We start from the raw sequence: 21,171 nt of genomic DNA, 5'->3' as shown, positions 1-21,171 counted from the left end.
ACGGGGGTGGCTGAGACGAAGGGGTCGCTGAACTATGGCTGGACTCGAGGCACTCGAGACTTCCGGGACCAACCCTGACGTCACGCTGCTCTACGACATCAACGGACTCGCCGACGACGCACCGCGCTGGTTCGACCGCGTCATGGAGTTCGTCGGTGAGTACGGCATTCTCGTCGCGCTCGTGCTCGCCGTCGTGTGGTGCTGGTGGGGCGCGCGCAAGCGCGGCGCTCTCGACGACGCCGCCTCGTCCGTCGCCGCCGTCGTCTGGGCACCGCTCGCCGCCGGGCTCGCCGTGCTCGTCAACGTGCCCATCCGGTCGTTCGTCGAACGGCCGCGGCCGTTCCGGGACCACGACGGCCTGACGGTGCTCGTCAGCGGGAAGAACGACTTCTCCTTCGTCAGCGACCACGCGACGCTCGCGATGGCCATGGGGGCCGCGCTCTTCGTCGCCAACCGGAAGTTCGGGCTCCTCGGCATCGGGCTCGCCCTGCTCGAAGGGTTCTGCCGCGTCTACATGGGCGTGCACTATCCGACCGACGTCGTCGGCGGGTTCGCGCTCGGCACCGCCGTCGCACTGCTGCTCTCGCCGCTCGCGTCGGCGCTGCTCACGCCGCTGGCCAAGGCGGTCGGGCGCTCGCGCCGGGCCGGGCGGCTCGTGTGGGCGCCCGTGGCGGAGCCGCCGGCGCGCAAAACGGTGGGGCTGCCTGAGGCTCGGGACGCCGCGCCTGAGTCCTCCGGGGAGCGGGACCTGGCCGCGTAGCCGTACGTTGCCGCTGGGCCCGCTCCTTGCGCTCCTCCCACTGAGGCTGCCGGGCCTGGTGCGACTCTCGGGCCTGGTGCGACTGCCGGGCCTGCTGGGCCTGTCGGGCCTGTCGGGTTCGGTGGACCGCGGAGTGGCCGGCCGCGGCGGCCGCCAGCGCGACCAGGGCGCAGCCGACGGCCAGCGGTGCGGATTGCGGATGGAGCGCGCCGTCGTCCAGGGCGGACGCGGTTGCCGCGCCCATGGTGAGGACGGCGGCGCTCGCGGCCGCCGCCGCGGCTATTCGGGGTGCGTTCATGTAACCAGGCACGCGCGTCCGCTCGCCGCGGGCTACCTGAGGGGCGGTGCGGTGGGGCCGTACGGGTGGGCTCGCGGGGCCGGAGGAGTGACAGCCCCGCGCGACGGACCCGCGGCTACAACGCCTGCGGAAACGTGAAGAAGCCCGTCGGGTCGTACGTCCGCTTCACCTTGGTCAGACGGGACGCCGCGTCCCCGTAGTACGCGCGCTTCCAGTCGGTCAGCGTCGGGTCCGTGTAGTTCTGGTAGGCCGAACCCGAGGCGTACGGGCGCATCGCCGCATGGGCGGTTTTGAGCCAGCCTCGGGCGGCGGACCCTGACGTGCCCGGCCGCCACGCCACGATGTACTGGGCCAGCATCCGCTCACGGCGGTGGACGAACGCCGTCGCCGTCGGGTCGACCCGGTTGACCGCGCCGCCCAGCGCCGTCAGGGCGACCGAGCCGGAGCCCGCCGTCACGTTGTCCAGCTGCCCGAGCAGCGCCCGCACCCCCGCGTCCGACAGGGAACGGTCGAAGAAGTCCGAGGCCGCCGCGTACGTCTCGCGGTGCAGCGCGCCCTGCGGGGAGCGGCCGGGCGTGGAGCCGGGAAGGTGGCACTGGGCGTCCGTCGGGAAGGAGGAGCAGCCCGCGTAGATCTCCATCGCCTCCTCGTACGAGTGCCGCTTGAGGAAGACCGAACTCGCCGGGCCCGGTCCGCCGGGGCCGTCGGCCAGGCGGTCGACCGCGTTCTGAAGCCCTGTGTACGTGCCGAGCGAGAACGCCGCGACGGAGACGGTGGGGTGGCCGCCCGCCGCGTTGGCGATGTGCAGTGCCGACCAGATCTCGTCGGGCTGGCCGGGGCCCCACTCCTGCCACGCCTTGAGGACCGTCGCCGCCTTCGACCAGGGCCACGTCATGTACGCGGTGACGCCCTGCGGCGCCGGGTGGGTCTTGTAGCGCAGTTCCGTCACGACGCCGAACTGGCCGTTGCCCGCGCCGCGCAGCGCCCAGAACAGGTCCTTGTGCGTCGACGCGTTCGCGGTCAGCTCCCTGCCGTCCGCCGTGATCAGCGTGGCCTGCGTGAGGCTGTCGCAGGTCAGTCCGTACGCGCGGGACACCACACCGTGGCCGCCGCCGAGCGTGAGGCCGCTGACGCCGACCGTGGGGCAGGAGCCCGCCGGGATGGTGACGCCCTTCGCGGTCAGTGCCCGGTAGGCGTCGATGAGTTTGGCGCCCGCGCCGATCACCGCCTCGCCCGACGACGTACGGATCTTCGAGAGGCGGGAGACGTCGAGGATCAGGCGGCCGTCGCCGGAGGACCAACCCGCGTACGAGTGGCCGCCGTTGCGGATCGATATCGGCACCTTGCGGCTGCGCGCGTACGCCAGGACCGTACGGATGTCGTCGGGCGACGACACGTACGCCACGGCCGTCGGCCTCAGGTTGTCGAAGCGCGTGTTGTACAGCTGGCGGGCGGCCGCCCAGGCGGACTGGCCGGGGCGGACCAGCGAGCCGTCGAGGTCCTTGGCCAGCGCGTCGAGGTCGGCGGGGGCGTGCGTGTGCGCGGCGCCGCTCGCGTGCGTCGCGGTGGGGCGCGCGGACGTGGGCGCGGCGGCATGCGACGCCGTGGTCGGTGCGGAGGGCGATCCGCCGCCGCCCGACGAGCAGGCCGCCGTCACCCCTGTGGTGAGCGCGGCCGCCGCACCCGCGATGAACGTACGTCGTTCCATGTCACGCCTCCTGTCGCTTCCCCGGCGGGAAGACGAGAACGGACGGGTGCCGGGTTCCGGTCACCCGTCCTGCGTGTGCTCGGCCGCGTCCGACCTCGCCTTGCTGCGTGCTCTGCGCGCCGGGCCGCGCCAGCCGCAGCTGCACCGTGCCAGGCAGAAACGACCCTGCTCCACGACGATCGTCGCGTGGTCGGGCTGCTGTTGTGTCACCGGGCCACCGTAGCGGGCTTGTGTAAACCCCCCGTTCGCGTGACGGGCGACCCTACTCGTCGTTAACCCAGCGACAGGGGGTCGTACGCGGACGGACCGACCGGCTTGGGGGTCGACAGGCGATGGTGAGGCAGCAGCGCGGGCGACGTCCGGCGCGCACGGCGGTGGCCGTCGTGGCCGTCGCCGGGATCATGGCGGGCGCCGCCGGGTGCGGCGGAGGCGCGGAGGCGGGAGACCGGAACACCGATCCCACGCAGGCCGTGCACGAGGCGGCGGACCGGCTCGTGCGGGAGGGCACGTCCCAGGTGCGTACGTCGATGGAGATGGCGAGCGGCGGCACCCGGGTGACCATCCACGGCGAGGGGGTGTACGACTACCGGGCGGGGCGCGGCGAGCTGACCGTGCGGCTGCCGCGGGACGCGGCGGGCGACCGGGAGCACCGGCCGATCACCGAACTCCTCGCGCCGGGCGCCCTGTTCATGAAGAACCGGGGCGCGGGTGTACCGGCGGACAAGTGGGTGCGGATCGACACGGCGTCCCTTCAGGACGGGAATCTGGCCACCGGCGGTGCCACGGACCCGCTGACCGCGGCCGAGCTGCTGCGCGGCGCGCGGGACGTGACGTACGTGGGGCGCGGCGAGGTGCTGGGGGTGGCTACCCGGCACTACCGGGGGACCGTCGACCTCCGGGCCGCCGCGAAGGCCGCTTCGCCGGGGCGGCGGGCGACCTTGGAGGCGGCGGCGAAAGGGTTCGGCAAGGAGCGGGTGCCGTTCGACGTCTACCTGGACGACGAGGGCCTGGTCCACGAGATCCGGCACCGGTTCGGGTTCACCAGCGGCGCCGCGGGCCGCAAGCGCGGCGGCGGGGACGGGGACACCGTGGTGGCGTCCACGACGCTGCTGTACGGGTTCGGGAAGGCGGTGCGGGTCCGGCTGCCGGAGAAGGGGGACATCTACGCGGGGAAGGTCGCCGACAAGTAGCGGCGGGCGAGTGGACGAGCGGGGGCCGCTTCGGTGACGGTCGGGTTCGGCGAAGGGCCGGGTTCGGCGAAGGGTCCGGTTCGGCGAAGGGGCCGCTCCGAAGAGGGGTCCGGTTCGGCGGCCGGAAATGGTTCTTCCGTGCCATGCGCGGCGCGTAGGGGACTCCCTACGCTGAGAAGCCGACCCGTGTGGCCGGGAGCCGGGAAGCCGGGAAGGGGTGATGAACGTGACGGTGGTGGTGCACGACCACGTCGCCCTCGCCGAGATCGAGCTGTGCGGCGAGCTGATCATCGCCGCTTCCACCGTGGCCGGGGACCGGCTCAGCGCGGACCGGATCGACGAGGTGCTGCGCGTCGAGCGGGCGGACGGTGGCACGGGGCGGGCGGGGTCGGCCCCGGCGCCCGCTCGTGCCGTCCGCTGAGAGAGGTTCCTCACGTGCGCATCATGCGCGCGATGGCCTTCGTGGCCTCTTCGACCTTCTCGTCGATCTCGTTGCCGCCCTTGAGCGCGGCGTCCGCGACGCAGTGCCGCAGGTGTTCCTCCAGGAGTTGCAGGGCGAACGACTGCAGGGCCTTCGTGGAGGCCGACACCTGCGTGAGTATGTCGATGCAGTAGGTGTCCTCCTCCACCATCCGCTGCAGGCCACGGATCTGGCCCTCGATGCGGCGCAGGCGCTTGACGTGCTCGTCCTTCTGGTGGTGGTAGCCGTGGATGCCGAGGTCGTGGTCGGTCACGATGTCCGCCGCCGCGGCCGTGGCCGGCTGTGCCGCCGTGCTGGTCGTCTCCGTCGTCATCGCGTCCGTCCTCCCGTAGATCCCTATACCCCCAGTGGGTATAGGGTACCCGACTTTGCCGGGGTTGTGCCGCTCTGCGGGACCCCGTGCGGACCACTGTTCCTGATGGGCGACACTGGGGGAACGCCGGTTAGCCGTGGCCGGATGATGCGCCTAGCATCACCCTGACCGAACCCAGAGGACACCAAGGACCCCACGTGCGCTTTCGTCTGACCCCCAGGGAGACGAGCTTCTACGACATGTTCGCCGCGTCCGCGGACAACATCGTCACGGGCTCGAAGCTCCTGATGGAACTGCTCGGAGCGGACTCCTCCGCCCGGGCCGAGATCGCGGAGCGGATGCGGGCAGCCGAGCACGCCGGTGACGACGCCACCCACGCGATCTTCCATCAGCTCAACTCCTCGTTCATCACGCCGTTCGACCGGGAGGACATCTACTCCCTCGCGTCGTCCCTCGACGACATCATGGACTTCATGGAGGAGGCCGTCGACCTGGTCGTCCTGTACCAGATCGAGGAGCTTCCCAAGGGCGTGGAGCAGCAGATCGAGGTCCTCGCCCGCGCGGCCGAGCTGACCGCAGAGGCCATGCCGAACCTGCGCACCATGGACAATCTGACCGAGTACTGGATCGAGGTCAACCGCCTGGAGAACCAGGCCGACCAGATCCACCGCAAGCTGCTGGCCCACCTCTTCAACGGCAAGTACGACGCCATCGAAGTGCTCAAGCTCAAGCAGATCGTCGATGTGCTGGAAGAGGCGGCCGACGCCTTCGAGCACGTGGCCAACACGGTGGAGACCATCGCCGTGAAGGAGTCCTGAGGCACCTCATGGACACCTTCTCCCTGATCGTGACGATCGGCGTCGCGCTCGGATTCACGTACACGAACGGCTTTCACGACTCCGCGAACGCCATCGCCACCTCCGTGTCCACGCGTGCGCTCACGCCCCGCGCGGCGCTCGCCATGGCCGCGGTCATGAACCTCGCCGGTGCGTTCATCGGCAGCGGTGTCGCGCACACCGTCAGCAAGGGCCTGATCGAGACACCCACCCACAACAAGGGGATGGGCATTCTCTTCGCGGCGCTCATCGGCGCCATCGTGTGGAACCTGATCACCTGGTACTACGGCCTTCCGTCATCCTCCTCGCACGCCCTGTTCGGCGGCATGGTGGGCGCGGCGCTCGCCGGCGGCACGGACGTCATCTGGTCCGGTGTGCTCGACAAGGTCGTCATCCCGATGATCCTCTCGCCGATCGTCGGCCTCATCGTCGGGTATCTCATCATGTGCCTGATCATGTGGCTCTTCCGCAGGACCAATCCGCACAAGGCCAAGCGCGGCTTCCGCATCGCGCAGACGGTGTCGGCCGCCGGCATGGCGCTCGGGCACGGCCTTCAGGACGCGCAGAAGACGATGGGCATCGTGGTGATGGCCCTGGTCATCGGCGATGTGCAGGGTTCGAACGACCCGATCCCGGTATGGGTGAAGCTGGTCTGCGCCCTCGCCATGTCGGCGGGCACGTACGCGGGTGGGTGGCGCATCATGCGGACCCTCGGGCGCAAGATCATCGAGCTTGATCCGCCGCAGGGGTTCGCCGCGGAGGCGACCGGGGCCTCGATCATGTTCGCCACGGCGTACATGTTCAAGGCGCCCATCTCCACGACGCATGTCATCACCGCGTCGATCATGGGTGTGGGGGCCACGAAGCGGGTCAACGCCGTGCGGTGGGGGGTTGCCAAGAACATCGTGATGGGGTGGTTCATCACGATGCCCGCTGCGGCGCTTGTCGCTGCCGCGAGTTACGGGGTTGTGTATCTAGTCTTCGGCTAGGTCTTCGGCTAGGTCCTCGGCTTTGCGCCGTGGGGCTTCTTCTGATGCCGGGTGCGGGTTTCGTCGTGGTTGCTCGCGCAGTTCCCAGCGCCCCTGAAATGCAAAGCGATCGGGCCCGCCCCCTGTCGGGGGCGGGCCCTCTCAGCTACCTCGCGGTGGCACCGCCATGCAGCACCGCGAGGGGTCTGGGTGGTGGCTCGGCTCGGATCAGCCGAAGCGGCCGGAGATGTAGTCCTCCGTGGCCTGGACCGACGGGTTGGAGAAGATGCGCTCCGTCTCGTCGATCTCTATGAGCTTGCCGGGCTGGCCGACCGCCGCCAGGTTGAAGAAGGCGGTGCGGTCCGAGACACGGGCCGCCTGCTGCATGTTGTGCGTCACGATGACGATCGTGAAGCGCTCCTTCAGCTCACCGATCAGGTCCTCGATGGCGAGGGTCGAGATCGGGTCGAGCGCGGAGCACGGCTCGTCCATGAGCAGGACGTCCGGCTCCACCGCGATCGCCCGCGCGATGCACAGGCGCTGCTGCTGGCCGCCGGAGAGGCCGGAGCCGGGCTTGTTCAGGCGGTCCTTGACCTCGTTCCAGAGGTTGGCGCCCTTGAGGGACTGCTCGACGATGTCGTTCAGCTGGGACTTCTTGTGCGTGCCGTTCAGGCGCAGGCCCGCCGCCACGTTGTCGAAGATCGACATGGTGGGGAACGGGTTGGGGCGCTGGAAGACCATGCCGACCGTGCGGCGCACGGCGACCGGGTCGACGCCCGAGCCGTACAGGTCCTCGTCGTCCAGGAGCACCTTGCCCTCGACGCGGCCGCCGGGGGTGACCTCGTGCATGCGGTTGAGCGTGCGCAGGAACGTGGACTTGCCGCAGCCGGAGGGGCCGATGAAGGCCGTCACCGAGCGGGGCTCGACCGTCATGGAGATGTCGTCGATCGCCTTGTGGGATCCGTAGTACGCGGAGAGTCCGCTTACGTCGATTCGCTTGGCCATGGGGTTACTTCACTTTCGAAAGTCGAGTCGCTGTCGCTGTGTAGCGGTAGCCGCGTCAGCGGCCCGTCTTCGGGGCCTTCCAGCGGGCGATGCCGCGGGCCACGAGGTTGAGGATCATGACGAAGGCGATCAGCACGAGTGCCGCGCCCCACGCCCGGTCGTAGGACTGTTCGGTGCCCAGGACGTACTGCTCGTAGATGTAGAACGGCAGCGACGACTGCGTCCCGTGGAACGGGTCGTTGTTGATCATCGGGTTGCCGAACACGAGGAGCAGGATCGGGGCGGTCTCACCGGCGATGCGGGCCACGGCCAGCATGACGCCGGTGGTGATGCCACCGAGGGCGGTGGGCAGGACCACCTTCAGGATGGTGCGCCACTTCGGGACGCCGAGGGCCAGGGACGCCTCGCGCAGCTCGTTCGGGACGAGCTTGAGCATCTCCTCCGTGGAACGGACCACGACCGGGATCATCAGGATGACCAGGGCGAGCGAGCCGGCGAAGCCGGAGTACGAGAAGCCGAGGACGAGGATCCAGAAGGCCAGGATGAACAGGCCCGCGACGATCGACGGGATGCCCGTCATGACGTCGACGAAGAACGTCACGGCCACGGCGAGCTTGCCGCGCCCGTACTCGACGAGGTAGATCGCGGTGAACACGCCGATCGGGATGGCGATCAGGGAGGCGAGGCCGACCTGCTCCAGGGTGCCGATGATCGCGTGGTAGACGCCGCCGCCCGTGTCGTTGGACAGGACACCGGCCATCGAGTGGCTCAGGAAGTTGCCGTTGATCATCTTCGCGCCCTTGGCGATGGTCGTCTCGACCAGCGAGTAGAGCGGGACCACGGCGACGACGAAGCACGCCCAGACGGCGCTGGTGACCACACGGTCCTTGGCCTGGCGGCGGTCCTCGACGGCGGCGGTGATCACGTACGTGCCGAGGACGAAGAGGATCAGGGCGATCAGGCCCCACTGGATCTTGCTGGACAGGCCGAGGGCCAGGCCGAGCGCGGTGCCGACGGCGATGGCCGCCACGGCGATGCCGGCGGGCGCCCAGCGGGGCATCCGGCGGTGGGCCAGGACGCCGGGGCGGGCGAGCGGGTCGGTCCCGCGCGGGTTCTTGGTCATGATGTCGCTCATGCGTTGGCCCCCGAGTACTCCTTGCGGCGGGCGATGATCACTCGGGCCGCTCCGTTGACCAGCAGCGTGATCACGAAGAGCACGAGGCCGGAGGCGATGAGCGCGTCACGGCCGAGGCTGGTGGCCTCACCGAAGTGCGAGGCGATGTTCGCGGCGAAGGTGCCGCCGCCCGGGTCGAGGATGTGCGCGGTCAGTTTGTCCGAGGACGACAGGACGGTGACGACGGCCATCGTCTCGCCGAGCGCGCGGCCCAGGCCCAGCATCGAGGCGCTGATGATGCCGGAGCGGGCGAACGGCAGCACCGACATCCGGATGGTCTCCCAGCGGGTGGCGCCGAGGGCCAGTGCGGCCTCCTCGTGCGCGGCCGGGACCTGCCGGATGACCTCGCGGCTGACGTTGGTGATGATCGGAAGGATCATGATGGCGAGCAGGATGCCCGCGGTGAACAGGTTGCGCGGCGCGGTGCCGGGGTTGGACTGGTCGAAGATGACGGTCCAGCCGAGGTACTGGTCGAGCCAGGAGGTCAGGCCCTGCAGGTGCGGGACCAGGAAGAGGGCGCCCCACAGGCCGTACACGATCGAGGGGACCGCGGCGAGCAGGTCGATGACGTACGCGAGCGGGCCGCCGAGCCTGCGCGGCGCGTAGTGCGTCATGAACAGGGCGATGCCGACGGCGATCGGGACCGCGATGGCCATCGCGATGACCGAGCTGACCAGCGTGCCGTAGAGCAGGACGGCGATGCCGAAGACGGGCGGCGTGGTGTTGGCGTCCCACTCGAAGGTGGTGAGGAAGTTTCCGTGGTCCTGCGAGATGGCGTTCGCGGCGCGCACCGTGAGGAAGACCGCGATGGCGGCCATGAGCACGAGCAGCAGGATGCCGGATCCGCGGGACAGGCCCGAGAAGATGCGGTCACCGGGGCGGGTGACGCCGCGCCGGCCGTGGGCTGCGGCGGCGGGTACGGCGGGGGGTGGTGGTGCGGTTTCCTTGGTTATTTCCATGCTGTTCTCCGGTCTGGATGGGGGATCGCTCCCCCGGCGGCGGTGCACCGGATGGGTGACGTGGGTCCGGTCCGGCCCGGTCCCGCGGCCCGAGTGGGCGGGGGACCGGACCGGACGCGGGCGTCAGGTGTGCGTGCGAGCGGGTGTCAGGAGAGGCCGTCGATGGCGGACTGCACCTTGGTGGCGATCTCCTTCGGCAGCGGCGCGTAGCTCTGGTTGGCCAGGCCCGCCTGAGCGTCGTCGCTGGAGATGTACTTCAGGAATGCCTTGGTGGCCGGCAGGGTGTCGGCCTTGTTGCCCTTGTCGCAGGCGATCTCGTACGTGACGAGGACGATCGGCCAGGCGCCCTCCGCCTTGGTGGCGTAGTTCAGCTCGAGCGACAGGTCGCCGTCGGCGCCGACGATCTTGGCGTCGGCGATCGCCTTGGACGCGGAGTCGGTGGTCAGGGCGACCGGCTTGGAGGCGCCGGTGTCCAGCTGGGCCATCTGCAGGCCCTTGGCGTAGGACAGCTCGTCGTAGGCGATGGAGCCGTTGGTCTGCTTGACGCCCGCGGCGACACCGGAGGAGCCCTTGGCGGACTGGCCGCCCTGCGCCTGCCATGCCTTGCCGCCGCTGTACTTCCAGTCGGACGGGGCGGCGGCCTTCAGGTACTTGGTGAAGTTGTCCGTGGTGCCCGAGTCCTCGGTGCGGTGGTACGCCTGGATCGCCAGGTTCGGGAGCTTCGCCTTCGGGTTCAGCTTGGCGATCGCCGGGTCGTTCCACTTCTTGATCTTCGAGTCGAAGATCTTGGCGAGGGTCGGGGCGTCGAGGGTGAGGTTGTCCACGCCGTCGAGGTTGTAGATGACCGCGATCGGGCCGCCGACCATGGGCAGGTCGATGGCCTTGCCGCCCTTGCAGACCTTCTTGGACTGGGCGACCTCGTCGGGCTTGAGCGAGGAGTCGGAACCCGCGAAGGCCGTGTTGCCCTGGAGGAAGTCCTGGATGCCCGCGCCGGAGCCGACACCCTTGTAGTTGATCTGGACGCCGGAGCAGGCCGCCATGAAGTCCTTCGACCACTGGCCGATGGCGTTCTGCTGAGCGGTGGAACCGGAGGCGAGCAGCTGGCCCTTGGCGTTGTCGCACTTGATGTTCGAGGCGTTGGCCGAGGCGCTGGCGCCGCCGCCGTTGCCGCCGCTGTTGTTGTCGGAGCCGCACGCCGTGAGGGCCAGGGCGCCGGAGACGGCGATGGCGCCGAAGGAGAGGGCGCGGAGCCGGTTCTTGCGCTGAAGCTTCACTTTCGGATGTTCCTTCCAGGAGCCGCCGGCCTCTGTTTTCCGTGGCGGCGTGCGAAGTCTGCGGACGTTCGGTCGGTCGTGGTGCGGTCGGTCGCACCGGATTCTCGTCCCGGTGCTCACCGCGTAAGGCCGAAATTAGGCAGATCAGGTGAAGCGGCCGATGGGCGAAAGTGAACGGCGGGTGAACCTAAGCGGGCGGTGTGGTTAGGTCACGGAGTGGTCACGGCGCCAGGCTGTGAGGCGCGTGACGTGAGGGGTTCGCGGGCCGCGGCTCAGGGCGCGGCTCGGAGCGGGTCCGGGCTCGGCTCGGGCCGGGCGCGGGCTGTGGCTCGGGCCGGGCTCAGGCCGCGCGGAGGGCGTCGAGCAGGGCGTCGACGAGGTCGCGGTCGCGCGGCTGGGTGAGGCGGGCGCGGGCCGCGTCGGGCGGCAGCCACCGGATGCGGTCGACTTCGTGGCTGGGAACGAACGCGCCGGAGGTCGCCTCGGCGGCCCAGTAGTGGACCTCCTTCGGGCGGTGGCGTGCGTCCAGGTAGCGCGCCGTCGGCAGCGGCGCCCCGAGCTCGCAGGCCGCTCCGGTCTCCTCGAGCACCTCGCGCAACGCCGCGTCCCGCGGGGCCTCGCCGCGCTTGAGCTTGCCCTTGGGGTGGGACCAGTCGTCGTACTTGGGGCGGTGCACGAGGCAGATCTCGACCGTGCCGCCGCTGAGCGGGCAGTGGCGCCACAGCACGCAGCCCGCGGCGCGGACCAGCGGGCCTCGCGCGGCGGCGTGCGGGTCCGGGCCGGTGCCGTGGTGCGCGGTCATGGGGTGTTCACGGTGTGCCCACCGCCTCTCGTTGCCATGCCCGGGTGAACGCGGCACGGGCGGCCTCCACCTGGTGGCGCTGGTCGGCGTGGAGGACGCCCAGGGCGTATGCCGTCGACGGGGCGATCCGTGCCGTGCGGGCCGCCTGGGCGGCGGCGGCCGCGGCCTCGGCGGCGTCGCGGTGGGCGTCGAGGGCGCGGGCCGCGTCGGCCTGCCACGTGCCGTCGGCGGCGGGCCGGCCGTCCGTGACCTCCTGCGCGTAACGGTGCAGACGAAGCAGGAGCCGCACGTGGTGCCAGGGCGCGTCGGTGTCCGCGTCGTACGGGGTCGTCCTGCACGGGGTCCGGCCCGCCGCGTCGTGCAGCGCCACGACCGCCTCCGTCAGGCGTGACTCGGCCTGCGCGGCGAGTTTCGCCAGCGGTATGTCGGCGCCGGAGAGCGGGACCTCGCTGGCCAGTACGGCGACGCTGTCCGCGACCGCGTGGAACCGGGACGAGCCGAGGGCCTGCAGCGCCGTGCTGTGGGCCCGTGTCCGGGCGAGCGTCAGCTGGCGGTCGAGCAGCGCGGTCGCCTTGGCCGCGCCCACGGTGAGGGTCTCCCGGGAGGCGGGGCCGGGAGGCTTCGACCGAGCCGATGCCGGTGCCGGTGCCGATGCCGATGCCGATGCCGACGGGGAAGCCGAAGCCGAGGTCCGGGGTTCGCGCTCGGTGCGCTGCGGCGGTGGCGCGGTCGTGGCCGTCGTGGCGGTCGTCAGCCTGCGCAGCGCCTCGTGCAGGCGTTCGAGACGGTCCGCGTACGCGTGTTCCTGCGCCAACGTGCCCGACAGCCACGCCAGTTCGGGGCGGAGCGTGTCCGACCAGTCCGCGTCCAGCAGCGGGCGGAAGGTGTGCAGCGTGCCACTGACCCGGCGGGCGGCGCGGCGCAGGGAGCGGGCCGCGCCGGCGGTGTCGCCCGCCGCACCGCTCTCGCCGTGCTGGCGCAGCGAGCGCAGGAACTCCGTGGCCTGGGCCCGCAGATAGCCGGCCAGGACGTGGCCCGCCTCGTCGGACGACACGTCGGACTCAAGGTGTTGCTGTGCCACGCCGGCGCCTCCGGGCGTCTATGAGCATCTCCTGTACGTTGCGCAGGGGGCGCCCGTCCGCGTCGGCGGCGTGCCGGGTCCAGTCACCGTCCGGGCCCAGGTGCCAGGAGGCGGTCGTGTCGGACATCCCCGTTTCGAGCAACCGGTTGAGTGCCGCGCGGTGGGCCGGGTCCTCCACGCGGACCAGGGCCTCGATACGGCGGTCGAGGTTGCGGTGCATCATGTCGGCGCTGCCGAGCCACACCTCGGGCTCGCCGCCGTTGCCGAAGGCGAAGACGCGGGAGTGTTCGAGGAAGCGGCCGAGTATCGAGCGGACCCGGATGTTCTCGGACAGGCCCGCGACCCCGGGACGGACGGCACAGATCCCGCGCACCCAGATGTCGACCGGCACGCCCGCCTGCGACGCCCGGTACAGGGCGTCGATGACGGCCTCGTCGACGATCGAGTTGACCTTGACGCGGACGTAGGCGGGGCGGCCGGCGCGGTGGTGCTTGATCTCCGACTCGATGCGGGTGATCAGGCCCGTGCGCAGCGACTTCGGGGCGACGAGCAGGCGGCGGTAGGTCTCACGGCGCGAGTAGCCCGACAGCCGGTTGAAGAGGTCGGAGAGGTCGGCTCCGACTTCCTGGTTGGCGGTGAGCAGGCCCAGGTCCTCGTAGAGGCGGGCCGTCTTGGGGTTGTAGTTTCCGGTGCCGACGTGGCTGTAGCGGACGAGCGAGTCGCCCTCCTGGCGCACGACGAGCGAGAGCTTGGAGTGGGTCTTGAGGCCGACGAGACCGTAGACGACGTGGCAGCCGGACTCCTCCAGCTTCCTGGCCCACTTGATGTTGGCCTGCTCGTCGAAGCGCGCCTTGATCTCCACCAGGACGAGCACCTGCTTGCCGGACTCGGCCGCCTCTATCAGCGCGTCGACGATCGGCGAGTCGCCGGAGGTCCGGTACAGCGTCTGCTTGATGGCGAGCACGTCCGGGTCGGCGGCCGCCTGCTCAAGGAACGCCTGTACGGAGGTGGAGAAGCTGTCGTACGGGTGGTGGAGCAAAACGTCGTGGGTGCGCAGGGCGGCGAAGACGTCGGGGGCCGACGCCGACTCGACCTCGGCGAGGTCGCGGTGGGTGCCCGCGACGAACTTCGGGTACTTCAGCTCGGGCCGGTCGATGCGGGCGACGGAGAACAGGCCGGTCAGGTCGAGCGGGCCCGGCAGCGGGTACACCTCCGCCTCGCCGATCTTCAGCTCGCGCACGAGGAGGCTGAGCACCTCGGAGTCGATGGTCTCCTCGACCTCCAGGCGCACGGGCGGGCCGAACCGGCGCCGCATGAGCTCCTTCTCCAGGGCCTGGAGAAGGTTCTCGGTGTCGTCCTCCTCGACCTCCAGGTCCTCGTTGCGGGTGAGGCGGAACATGTGGTGTTCCTCGACCGTCATGCCCGGGAACAGCTCGCCGAGGTGCCGGGGCGCGGCGATGACGTCCTCGATGGGCACGTACCGCTGCGGCGACGCCTCCAGGAAGCGGGAGAGCAGCGGCGGCACCTTGACGCGGGCGAAGTGGCGGTGGCCGGAGACCGGGTTGCTGACCACGACCGCGAGGTTCAGGGAGAGACCCGAGATGTACGGGAACGGGTGCGCCGGGTCGACCGCCAGCGGCGTGAGCACCGGGAAGATCTGCTGCATGTACAGCGAGTAGAGCCGGGACTGCTCCTTGTCGGTGAGCTCGTGCCAGCGGACGATGTGGATGCCCTCGTCGGCCAGCGCCGGGGCGATCTCCTCCTGGTAGCAGGCGGCGTGCCGGGCCATGAGCTCGCGGGAGCGGTTCCAGATCAGCTCCAGGACCTCGCGTGGCTGGAGCCCGGAGGCCGAGCGGGTGGCGACCCCGGTGGCGATACGGCGCTTGAGGCCCGCCACCCGGACCATGAAGAACTCGTCCAGGTTGGAGGCGAAGATCGCCAGGAAGTTGGCGCGCTCCAGGAGCGGGGTGTTCGGGTCCTCGGCGAGCTCAAGGACCCGCTCGTTGAACGCCAGCCAGCTGCGCTCCCGGTCGAGGAACCGGCCCTGCGGCAGCTCCTCGCCCGCGTGCGCGGGCGCGTATTCGTCCTCGTAGTCGTCCGGGTCCGCGTCGATGTCGCCGACGATCCCGGCGTACTTCGCGGCGAACTTTCCGGTGTACTCGCCGTCGAGATCGCCACCGTTCACCGGGTGGGGCCGGTGGGCGGCGAGAGTGCCGACGGACGGCTGGGCCGGTGTGGCCTTCCCCGCCTCGGCCCCACCCGATTCGGCCTTCCGTGACTCGGCCTTCCGTGACGTGGCCTTCCGTGACTCGGCCTTCCGTGACGTGGCCTTTCCCGGTACGGACTGCTCCTGTGCGGCGCTCGACTGGCTCATGCCCCTATTGTTCCGCGCGGACCGGGCCCGGGGCGCGTCGGAACCTTCGCCGAGGGGCTCGGACGCGGGCTCGGGTGCAGGGGCGAGGCGGAGCGCGCCGGACTCGGCGGACGCGGCGGGCTCCGGTGGGGCCTTCGCAGGGTCGGGAGCGGGGGGCTGCATTCCGAGAGGGTCGCAAGCCTGTCTGAATCAATGGTTACGGCGACATGACGTGCGGGCTATGCGCGGGCGGCCCCACGGGGTCCCTCCGGGGGCGGCGCGGGCCCCGCGGCCGGGACGGGCCGCCCGAGCCGACGGTCATGCCACGCGCCGCCCCAGTATCCGGAACACGGCGAACACGACGATCGCGGTCAGCGCCAACACCACGCCCGTCTCGGCCAGTTGCAGCGGCCAGAAGTGCGAGGGCGGGTGGCCCTCCCGGTAGTAGCCCACGATGTCGTGCGCGGCCAGGCACGCCTTGTCGTCGACGCAGCCCGGGTCGTCGGCCAGACGCGCCCCGCTGCCGGTGACCGGGCCCTCGGCGACGATCACGCCCGGGAACCTCGGGTACCCCGCGCTCACGTCGCCGGTGACGGTCACCGTGGGCCACATCAGGTCACGCGTGATGTCGAGCATCCCGGTCACCAGGGACGAGACGAGCAGCGAGAAGAAGATCGAGGCCGCGGTGCGCTCGGCCAGGAACCCGATCAGCGCGCCGATGGCGAGACCGAGCAGCGGGAGCGCCACGGCGGTGGGCCCCAGGTTGTCGAAGACCTGGGCCTCGTCGTACCACCGGTTGCCCGAAAGCCCCTGCGCCCCCGAGGCGACCAGGCGGCGCAGCACCATCAGCAGGGTCGTGCCCGCGACCACGCACACGGCGGGCACGGCGAGCCTCACCGCCAGCCAGCGCGCCGGTGTGACGGACTGCGTCCACGCGAGGTGCGCCGTGCCACGCTCCAGCTCACGTGCGACGAGCACCCCGCCCGCGACGGCCGAGGCGATCAGCGGAACGACCCCGATCAGGCCGTCCACTCGGGTGAGCAGCGCGTGGTACGTGTCCGCGGTCGGGCCCTTCGCGGTGCACGCGTTCACCACGGCGGCGTCGCAGCGTCCGGTGATGTGCAGCCCTGACGTGCCGGGCCCCCACAGCCACAGCAGCAGGCCCGCGGTCGCGGCGACATACCCAGCCCACAGCCACACCGAGGTGCGGTGCAGCCGGAGAACCGACCGGACGAGGCCCTTCGTGGGAGAGAGGGTGCGCCGCCCCGCGGCGGTGGCCGGGGCGCCGGGCGCGCGAACGGTGGTCGTGCTCATGCGGCGGCCTCCTTAGAGGTGCGGCCCTCCGGCGCGGACGGGGCGGGCCTCGTCGGCCGGACACGGCCCGGACCGTAGCGGCGCAGCACCAGGAACGAAGCGGCGACGGCGAGTGCGGTCAGGGCGAGCAGTATGCCGGTCTCCGCGAGCTGGCGGGGCCAGTAGTCGGGCGACGGCAGGTAATGGCGGGTGAAGCCGGTGATGTCGTGATGTTCGAGGCACCGGCGGTTCAGCTCGCACCCGGGGTCGCGGACCTCGGCGCCCGCGGAGGTGATCGCCCTGCTGTGCACGGGCAGCTCCGGCTGCTGGTAACTGCCCTGGAACGGCCAGGAGTTGCCGCGCGCCGCGCCCACCAGGAACGTCGCCGCTCCGGCCAGGGTGACGGCGGGCAGGACACGGCGCACGAGCAGCGCGGCGAGGGCGCCGAGCGCCAGACCGGCCAGCGCGTTGACCACCGTGGCCGGGCCCACCGAGAAGGCGAAGTCGCGTGGTCCGATACCCGCGATCAGCAGATGGTTGCGCCCGTCCCACACCAGTCGGTAGACGACGACGACCAGGGTGGTCCCGACCGTGACGCACAGCGCGGGCAGCGCCAGCTTGGCGGCGAGCCAACGGGCGGGCGACACGGACTGCGTCCACACCAACTTGGCCGTACCCGACTCCAGTTCGCGGCCGATCAGCGGACCGGCCGCGAAGACGGCGAGGGCGACGGCGGCTATGCGGGTCCAGGACAGCGGAGCGTAGAAGAGGTAGTTGAAGGTGAAGGTGAACGAGCCCCGCCAGGCATTGTCCTGCGCCCCCGCGTACCCGAACGTGTCGAACGCCTTCTGTACGGCCGACGAGCGCGGCCCCCACAGCCACAGCAGCAGCCCCGCGCTGACGGCGACGTACCCCGTCCACACCCACAGCGCCTTGCGGTGCAGCCGCAGCATCGTCCAGACCAGGCCGTCCGGGCCCGGCAGGGTGCGCCGCACCGGGGCCGGGGCCTTGCCGGGGGCCGGGGGCGTGGTGGTGGCGGTGGCGCTCACGCGGACACCTCCGCCCGGTGCGTGGCCGGGCCGGAGCCGGTGGCGGGAGCGGTGCTCGGGGTGAGCAGGGCCGGGGCGCCGGGCGAGCGCAGATACGCGAGGAGCAGTTCCTCGAGGGACGGCTCCTGGACCTGCCAGCCCTCGCCGAGCCGGCCTTCGCGGCGGATCAGGGCGGTGACGCCGCGACCGGAGGGGCGGGACTCGACGACGGTGTGCCCGGCGAGGTCGCCGCGGCCCGTGACCAGACTGTGCGCGCCGGTCAGGTCGTCTATGCCGCCGCCCAGCCTGATCCGGCCGCCGCCCACGAGCAGCAGGTGGTCGCAGGCGTCGGCGAGCTCGGAGACGATGTGCGAGGACATCAGGACGGTGGTGCCGTGCTCGGCGGCGTCGCCCATCAGTGTGCCCATCAGTTCGTGGCGGGCGAGCGGGTCCAGGTCGGCCATCGGCTCGTCCAGGAGCATCAGTTCGGGCCGCTTGCCCAGGGCCAGGGCGAGCGCGACACGGGTGCGCTGGCCGCCGGAGAGCGAGCGGATCTTCGCCTTCGGGTCGAGCGACCCCTGCTCCACGATGTCGGCCGCGTACGCCGCGTCCCAGCGGTCGGGGTTCAGCTCGGCGCCCAGGCGGAGCGTGGCCGCGACGGTCAGCTGTGGGTAGAGGGGCTTGTCCTGCGAGAGGTACGCGACTTTCGCGCGGGCCTCACCGGGGGCGCCGCCGAGCACGGTGAGCCTGCCGGAGGTGGGGCGCCGCAGCCCGGCCGCGATGGCGAGCAGGGTGGACTTGCCCGCGCCGTTGGGCCCGACGAGGGCGCTGATCCGGCCGGCCGGGAGCCGGAAGGAGCAGTCGCCGAGGGCGGCGGTGGCGCGCCTCCCGTACCGCTTGGTGAGGCTGATCGCCTCGATGGCCGCGCTCATGAGTTCCCCTCGTTCTCGGTGCGGACGGCACCGGTCGTGCTGGTCGTGCTGATGGTGCTGGTCGTGTTGATCGTGCTGGTCGAGCTGCTGGTGGCGGTGCTGGTCGAGCTGCTGGTGGTGCTGCTGGTGGCGGTGCTGGTGGTCGTGTCGCTGAAGTGCTGCTCCAGGGCGCCGTTGAACAGTGCCGCCACGTCCGCGCGGTCCATGCCCGCCGCCCGTGCCCGCCGCGCCCAGTCGTCGAGCTCGTCGCGCAGGGGCGACTCGGCCGGGGCGGAGCCCAGGGAGCGGCGGACGAATGTGCCGAGCCCCCGGCGGGCCTCGACGAGACCGCCTCGCTCCAGCTCGCGGTATGCCTTGAGCACGGTGTTCGGGTTGATGGCCGTCGCTTCGACGACCTCGCGCGCAGTGGGCAGCTTGTCGCCGGGCTCCAGCATGCCCAGCCGCAGTGCTTGTTCGGTCTGGTGGACGATCTGGAGGTAGGTGGCGACGCCGCTGTGACGGTCGATGCGGAACTCGATGCCTCGCTCGGGCCGCCTGTACTGAGGCTCGACCACTGCCGTACCCCCTTTCACTAATCAAGTAGTGAAAGGGTGATGCAAGAGAGGGGTCGACGTCAAGTGACGCCGACCCCCTGTGGATTCCGTCGCGGACTCCGACTGTCCGTTACGTCTCGGTTCGGTACATCAGGTCCGTCTCGTACGTCGTGAACCCGAGCCGCTCGTACACGCTCACGGCAGCCTTGTTGTCCGCGTCGACGTACAGCATCGCGGTGGGGACCCCGGCCGCCGCGAGGTGGCGGAGTCCCGTCGTGGTGAGCGCCCTGCCGAGGCCGCCGCCCTGGTGGCCGGGCGCCACCCCGACCACGTACACCTCGCCGAGCCGCGCCCCCACCTCACCTTCACTCTCGCCCTCGCCCTCGCCCTCGCCGGAGTGCACCTTGGTCCAGTGGAATCCGACGAGCTCGTCGCCCCGCCCGGTCCGCTTGAACGCCAGGAAGAAGCCCGCCGGGTCGAACCACGGCTCGGCCTTCCTGTCGTCCAGGTCGCGCTGAGTGAGCGAGCCCTGCTCGGGGTGGTGCGCGAACGCGGCGGCGTTGACCGCGAGCCACGCCGTGTCGTCCTGTCCCGGCACGAACGTACGCACCCGAACGCCCTCGGGCAGCACCGGCTCCGGCAGCTCCAGACCCGCCAACGGCCGCCGCATCTGCCGAAGTTCACGGAAGAGCGTGAGGCCGAGGACCTGGGCGAGGTGCCGGGCCGCGCTGTGTCCGCCGTGCGCCCACACCCGCAGCCGCTTCCCGGACGCCGCGAGCAGCGCCGTTCCCAGCGCCCGCCCGTGCCCGTGGCCGCGGTGGGCCGGGTGGACGACCAGCTCGGCGGCCGGGGCCTCGATCGGGTCGGTGTCCTCCAACTGCGCGTACCCGCACAGCTCGTCCCCGACGGTGAGCAGCAGATGCCGTACGCCCTCCCGCTCCCCTCCGCGCAGCTGCAACCGCCCCTGCTCGGAGACGGCCTGCTGACCGTCGGTCCTGGCGGCGGCGTCGAGCAGCGTGAGCACGGCGGCGGTCTGATCGGCGGTCAGTACGGACAACGTGTCGATCCGGCGGCCCGACGGGGCGGGCTCGGCGGCGGGTGCGGCGTCGCTGGTCATGGATACGAGGGTACGGCGCGGTGGAGCCACGTTCGGGGGATGTCAGGGCGGTGGTGACCGCTCACGGACGACGAGTGCGACGCGAGACCCGGTGGCCTCGCGGACGTCTGCACCGACGTCTGCACCGATGTCTGCGCGCCGACGGCTGAGAAAGCGCATGAGGGGCGCGCTCACGCCGCGTCGTCTGCTGGGCAACGTCGCACAAACAGCTGATGGCGCTATTGCTAACAGCTGTGGTGTCAGGGGATTAATTCACCGCTCGGGCGCGGTGACCGCTGCGCAGGACATGCCTGATCAGGCGGCCTCTCCCTCTGATATTCGGTGGGCGGCGAGTCGGAAACCGATCCCGCGTACGGTTTCGATGAGTGTCGGCAGCCCCAGCTTCTTGCGAAGTCCCGTCATATGGACGCCGAGTGTCCGCGTGTCCCCCGAGCCGTCGTGTCCCCAGACCTCGCTCATGATCTGCTCGCGCGTGCACACTCGGCCCGGATTCGTCGCCAATAGTGCCAGCACGTCGAATTCCTTGCGTGTCAATGTGACCTCGCGCTCGCCTCTTAACACCATTCGGCGGTCCATGTCGATGCGGACCGGGCCGAACTCGTGGACCTCGCTGTCGCGCTCCGCCTGGAGCCCCCAGTACTCCCAGAGCTCCCAGGAATTCCGGGCGCGCCGGTGCATAGCCTGGATCCGGGCGGCCAACTTGCGCATGCTGCAGGGCCTTACGATGTAGTCGTCGGCCCCGAGCTTGAAACTCAGTATTTGGTCGAATTCGTCATCTTGCAGACCCATGACAATTACTGGCACGCGAGAAGTGGCCCGAAGGGCCTGGCACGCCTCGAAGCCGTCGATTTCTGAAAGGGTGAGATCGAGTATTACCGCGTCGACGCTCCTGCTCTTTTCCAGCGCCGGGCGCATACTGCTTTCTTGGTGAATCTCAAACCCTTTGTTCCTCAATCCTTCCGTCAATTCTTCGGAAAAATCGAGGTCGTCGGAGACAATCAGTACCTGTGTCATTATCCCCCGCCCTCTGACCGCCCCGTACCTTCGCCCTGTAGCGGCCAAATAT

General features: G+C 70.7%; 21 protein-coding genes. 5 read left to right on the top strand and 16 right to left on the bottom strand.

Translation table 11 applies throughout. The features are described from left to right. Positions 1–34 precede the first annotated feature (34 nt). On the top strand, positions 35–760 hold the full coding sequence (locus tag OFY01_RS20945) for a phosphatase PAP2 family protein (RefSeq protein WP_266602203.1): 726 nt from the start codon (positions 35–37) through the stop codon (positions 758–760). A gap of 413 nt (positions 761–1,173) precedes the next feature. Here the strand turns inward: OFY01_RS20945 and OFY01_RS20940 are convergent, their stop codons facing one another. After that, entirely contained in the window at positions 1,174–2,766 is a 1,593-nt protein-coding gene (locus OFY01_RS20940) for an FAD-binding oxidoreductase (RefSeq protein ID WP_266602201.1), read from the bottom strand. A gap of 60 nt (positions 2,767–2,826) precedes the next feature. After that, entirely contained in the window at positions 2,827–2,976 is a 150-nt protein-coding gene (locus OFY01_RS20935; protein ID WP_266602199.1) for a hypothetical protein, read from the bottom strand. A gap of 122 nt (positions 2,977–3,098) precedes the next feature. Between OFY01_RS20935 and OFY01_RS20930 the strand changes: the two genes are divergently transcribed. Then, positions 3,099–3,956: a hypothetical protein gene (locus tag OFY01_RS20930; protein WP_266602197.1), complete on the top strand. Its 858-nt coding sequence runs from the start codon at positions 3,099–3,101 to the stop codon at positions 3,954–3,956. Between the two features lie 220 nt (positions 3,957–4,176). Beyond that, on the top strand, positions 4,177–4,377 hold the full coding sequence (locus OFY01_RS20925; protein ID WP_266602195.1) for a hypothetical protein: 201 nt from the start codon (positions 4,177–4,179) through the stop codon (positions 4,375–4,377). A gap of 10 nt (positions 4,378–4,387) precedes the next feature. Here the strand turns inward: OFY01_RS20925 and OFY01_RS20920 are convergent, their stop codons facing one another. After that, the gene (locus OFY01_RS20920) at positions 4,388–4,750 is read right to left on the bottom strand and encodes a metal-sensitive transcriptional regulator (RefSeq protein ID WP_266602193.1); all 363 of its coding nucleotides are present in this window, start codon (positions 4,748–4,750) and stop codon (positions 4,388–4,390) included. Between the two features lie 197 nt (positions 4,751–4,947). On the opposite strand from OFY01_RS20920, the gene OFY01_RS20915 reads away from it, so the two are divergent. Both OFY01_RS20915 and OFY01_RS20910 read left to right on the top strand, forming a co-directional pair. Then, on the top strand, positions 4,948–5,568 hold the full coding sequence (locus tag OFY01_RS20915; protein ID WP_266602191.1) for a DUF47 domain-containing protein: 621 nt from the start codon (positions 4,948–4,950) through the stop codon (positions 5,566–5,568). An 8-nt stretch (positions 5,569–5,576) separates the two neighbouring features. Continuing rightward, positions 5,577–6,575, top strand: coding sequence for an inorganic phosphate transporter (locus OFY01_RS20910; RefSeq protein WP_266602189.1), 999 nt, complete (start codon positions 5,577–5,579; stop codon positions 6,573–6,575). Between the two features lie 207 nt (positions 6,576–6,782). Here OFY01_RS20910 and pstB read toward each other — a convergent pair whose 3' ends face one another. The 13 genes from pstB to OFY01_RS20845 all read right to left on the bottom strand — a co-directional run bounded on the left by pstB (position 6,783) and on the right by OFY01_RS20845 (position 21,119). Further along, complete coding sequence (gene pstB, locus OFY01_RS20905) at positions 6,783–7,559, bottom strand: phosphate ABC transporter ATP-binding protein PstB (protein ID WP_266602187.1); 777 nt, start codon at positions 7,557–7,559, stop codon at positions 6,783–6,785. A gap of 55 nt (positions 7,560–7,614) precedes the next feature. Continuing rightward, positions 7,615–8,694: a phosphate ABC transporter permease PstA gene (pstA, locus tag OFY01_RS20900; RefSeq protein WP_266602185.1), complete on the bottom strand. Its 1,080-nt coding sequence runs from the start codon at positions 8,692–8,694 to the stop codon at positions 7,615–7,617. Continuing rightward, positions 8,691–9,692: a phosphate ABC transporter permease subunit PstC gene (pstC, locus tag OFY01_RS20895; RefSeq protein ID WP_266602183.1), complete on the bottom strand. Its 1,002-nt coding sequence runs from the start codon at positions 9,690–9,692 to the stop codon at positions 8,691–8,693. Before pstC ends, pstA begins: the two co-directional genes overlap by 4 nt. 146 nt (positions 9,693–9,838) lie before the next feature. Next, positions 9,839–10,966 (bottom strand): phosphate ABC transporter substrate-binding protein PstS, encoded by a 1,128-nt coding sequence (gene pstS, locus OFY01_RS20890; protein ID WP_266602181.1) that lies wholly within the window; start codon positions 10,964–10,966, stop codon positions 9,839–9,841. A 340-nt stretch (positions 10,967–11,306) separates the two neighbouring features. Then, positions 11,307–11,768, bottom strand: coding sequence for an NUDIX hydrolase (locus OFY01_RS20885; RefSeq protein WP_266602179.1), 462 nt, complete (start codon positions 11,766–11,768; stop codon positions 11,307–11,309). 7 nt (positions 11,769–11,775) lie between these two features. Then, positions 11,776–12,849 (bottom strand): CHAD domain-containing protein, encoded by a 1,074-nt coding sequence (locus OFY01_RS20880; RefSeq protein WP_266602177.1) that lies wholly within the window; start codon positions 12,847–12,849, stop codon positions 11,776–11,778. Beyond that, positions 12,830–15,385 carry an RNA degradosome polyphosphate kinase gene (locus OFY01_RS20875; RefSeq protein ID WP_407700391.1) on the bottom strand — a complete coding sequence of 852 codons (2,556 nt, stop codon included), beginning with the start codon at positions 15,383–15,385 and terminating at the stop codon, positions 12,830–12,832. Before OFY01_RS20875 ends, OFY01_RS20880 begins: the two co-directional genes overlap by 20 nt. A 135-nt stretch (positions 15,386–15,520) precedes the next feature. Next, positions 15,521–16,516 carry an ABC transporter permease gene (locus OFY01_RS20870; protein WP_266602173.1) on the bottom strand — a complete coding sequence of 332 codons (996 nt, stop codon included), beginning with the start codon at positions 16,514–16,516 and terminating at the stop codon, positions 15,521–15,523. Then, positions 16,513–17,544 (bottom strand): hypothetical protein, encoded by a 1,032-nt coding sequence (locus tag OFY01_RS20865; RefSeq protein ID WP_266602171.1) that lies wholly within the window; start codon positions 17,542–17,544, stop codon positions 16,513–16,515. Before OFY01_RS20865 ends, OFY01_RS20870 begins: the two co-directional genes overlap by 4 nt. Further along, complete coding sequence (locus OFY01_RS20860) at positions 17,541–18,455, bottom strand: ABC transporter ATP-binding protein (protein WP_266602169.1); 915 nt, start codon at positions 18,453–18,455, stop codon at positions 17,541–17,543. Before OFY01_RS20860 ends, OFY01_RS20865 begins: the two co-directional genes overlap by 4 nt. Further along, positions 18,452–18,973: a GntR family transcriptional regulator gene (locus tag OFY01_RS20855; RefSeq protein WP_407700394.1), complete on the bottom strand. Its 522-nt coding sequence runs from the start codon at positions 18,971–18,973 to the stop codon at positions 18,452–18,454. The genes OFY01_RS20860 and OFY01_RS20855 overlap by 4 nt, the downstream gene beginning before the upstream one ends. A gap of 145 nt (positions 18,974–19,118) precedes the next feature. Beyond that, on the bottom strand, positions 19,119–20,105 hold the full coding sequence (mshD, locus tag OFY01_RS20850; protein ID WP_266602167.1) for a mycothiol synthase: 987 nt from the start codon (positions 20,103–20,105) through the stop codon (positions 19,119–19,121). A gap of 294 nt (positions 20,106–20,399) precedes the next feature. Beyond that, positions 20,400–21,119 (bottom strand): response regulator transcription factor, encoded by a 720-nt coding sequence (locus tag OFY01_RS20845; protein ID WP_266602165.1) that lies wholly within the window; start codon positions 21,117–21,119, stop codon positions 20,400–20,402. Between the last annotated feature and the right edge of the window lie 52 nt (positions 21,120–21,171).

The organism is Streptomyces beihaiensis (assembly GCF_026274175.1).
Taxonomy (GTDB): Bacteria; Actinomycetota; Actinomycetes; order Streptomycetales; family Streptomycetaceae; genus Streptomyces; species Streptomyces beihaiensis.
The sequence above is the reverse complement of the archived record's forward strand: the minus strand, read 5'-3'. Positions and strand labels throughout refer to the sequence as shown.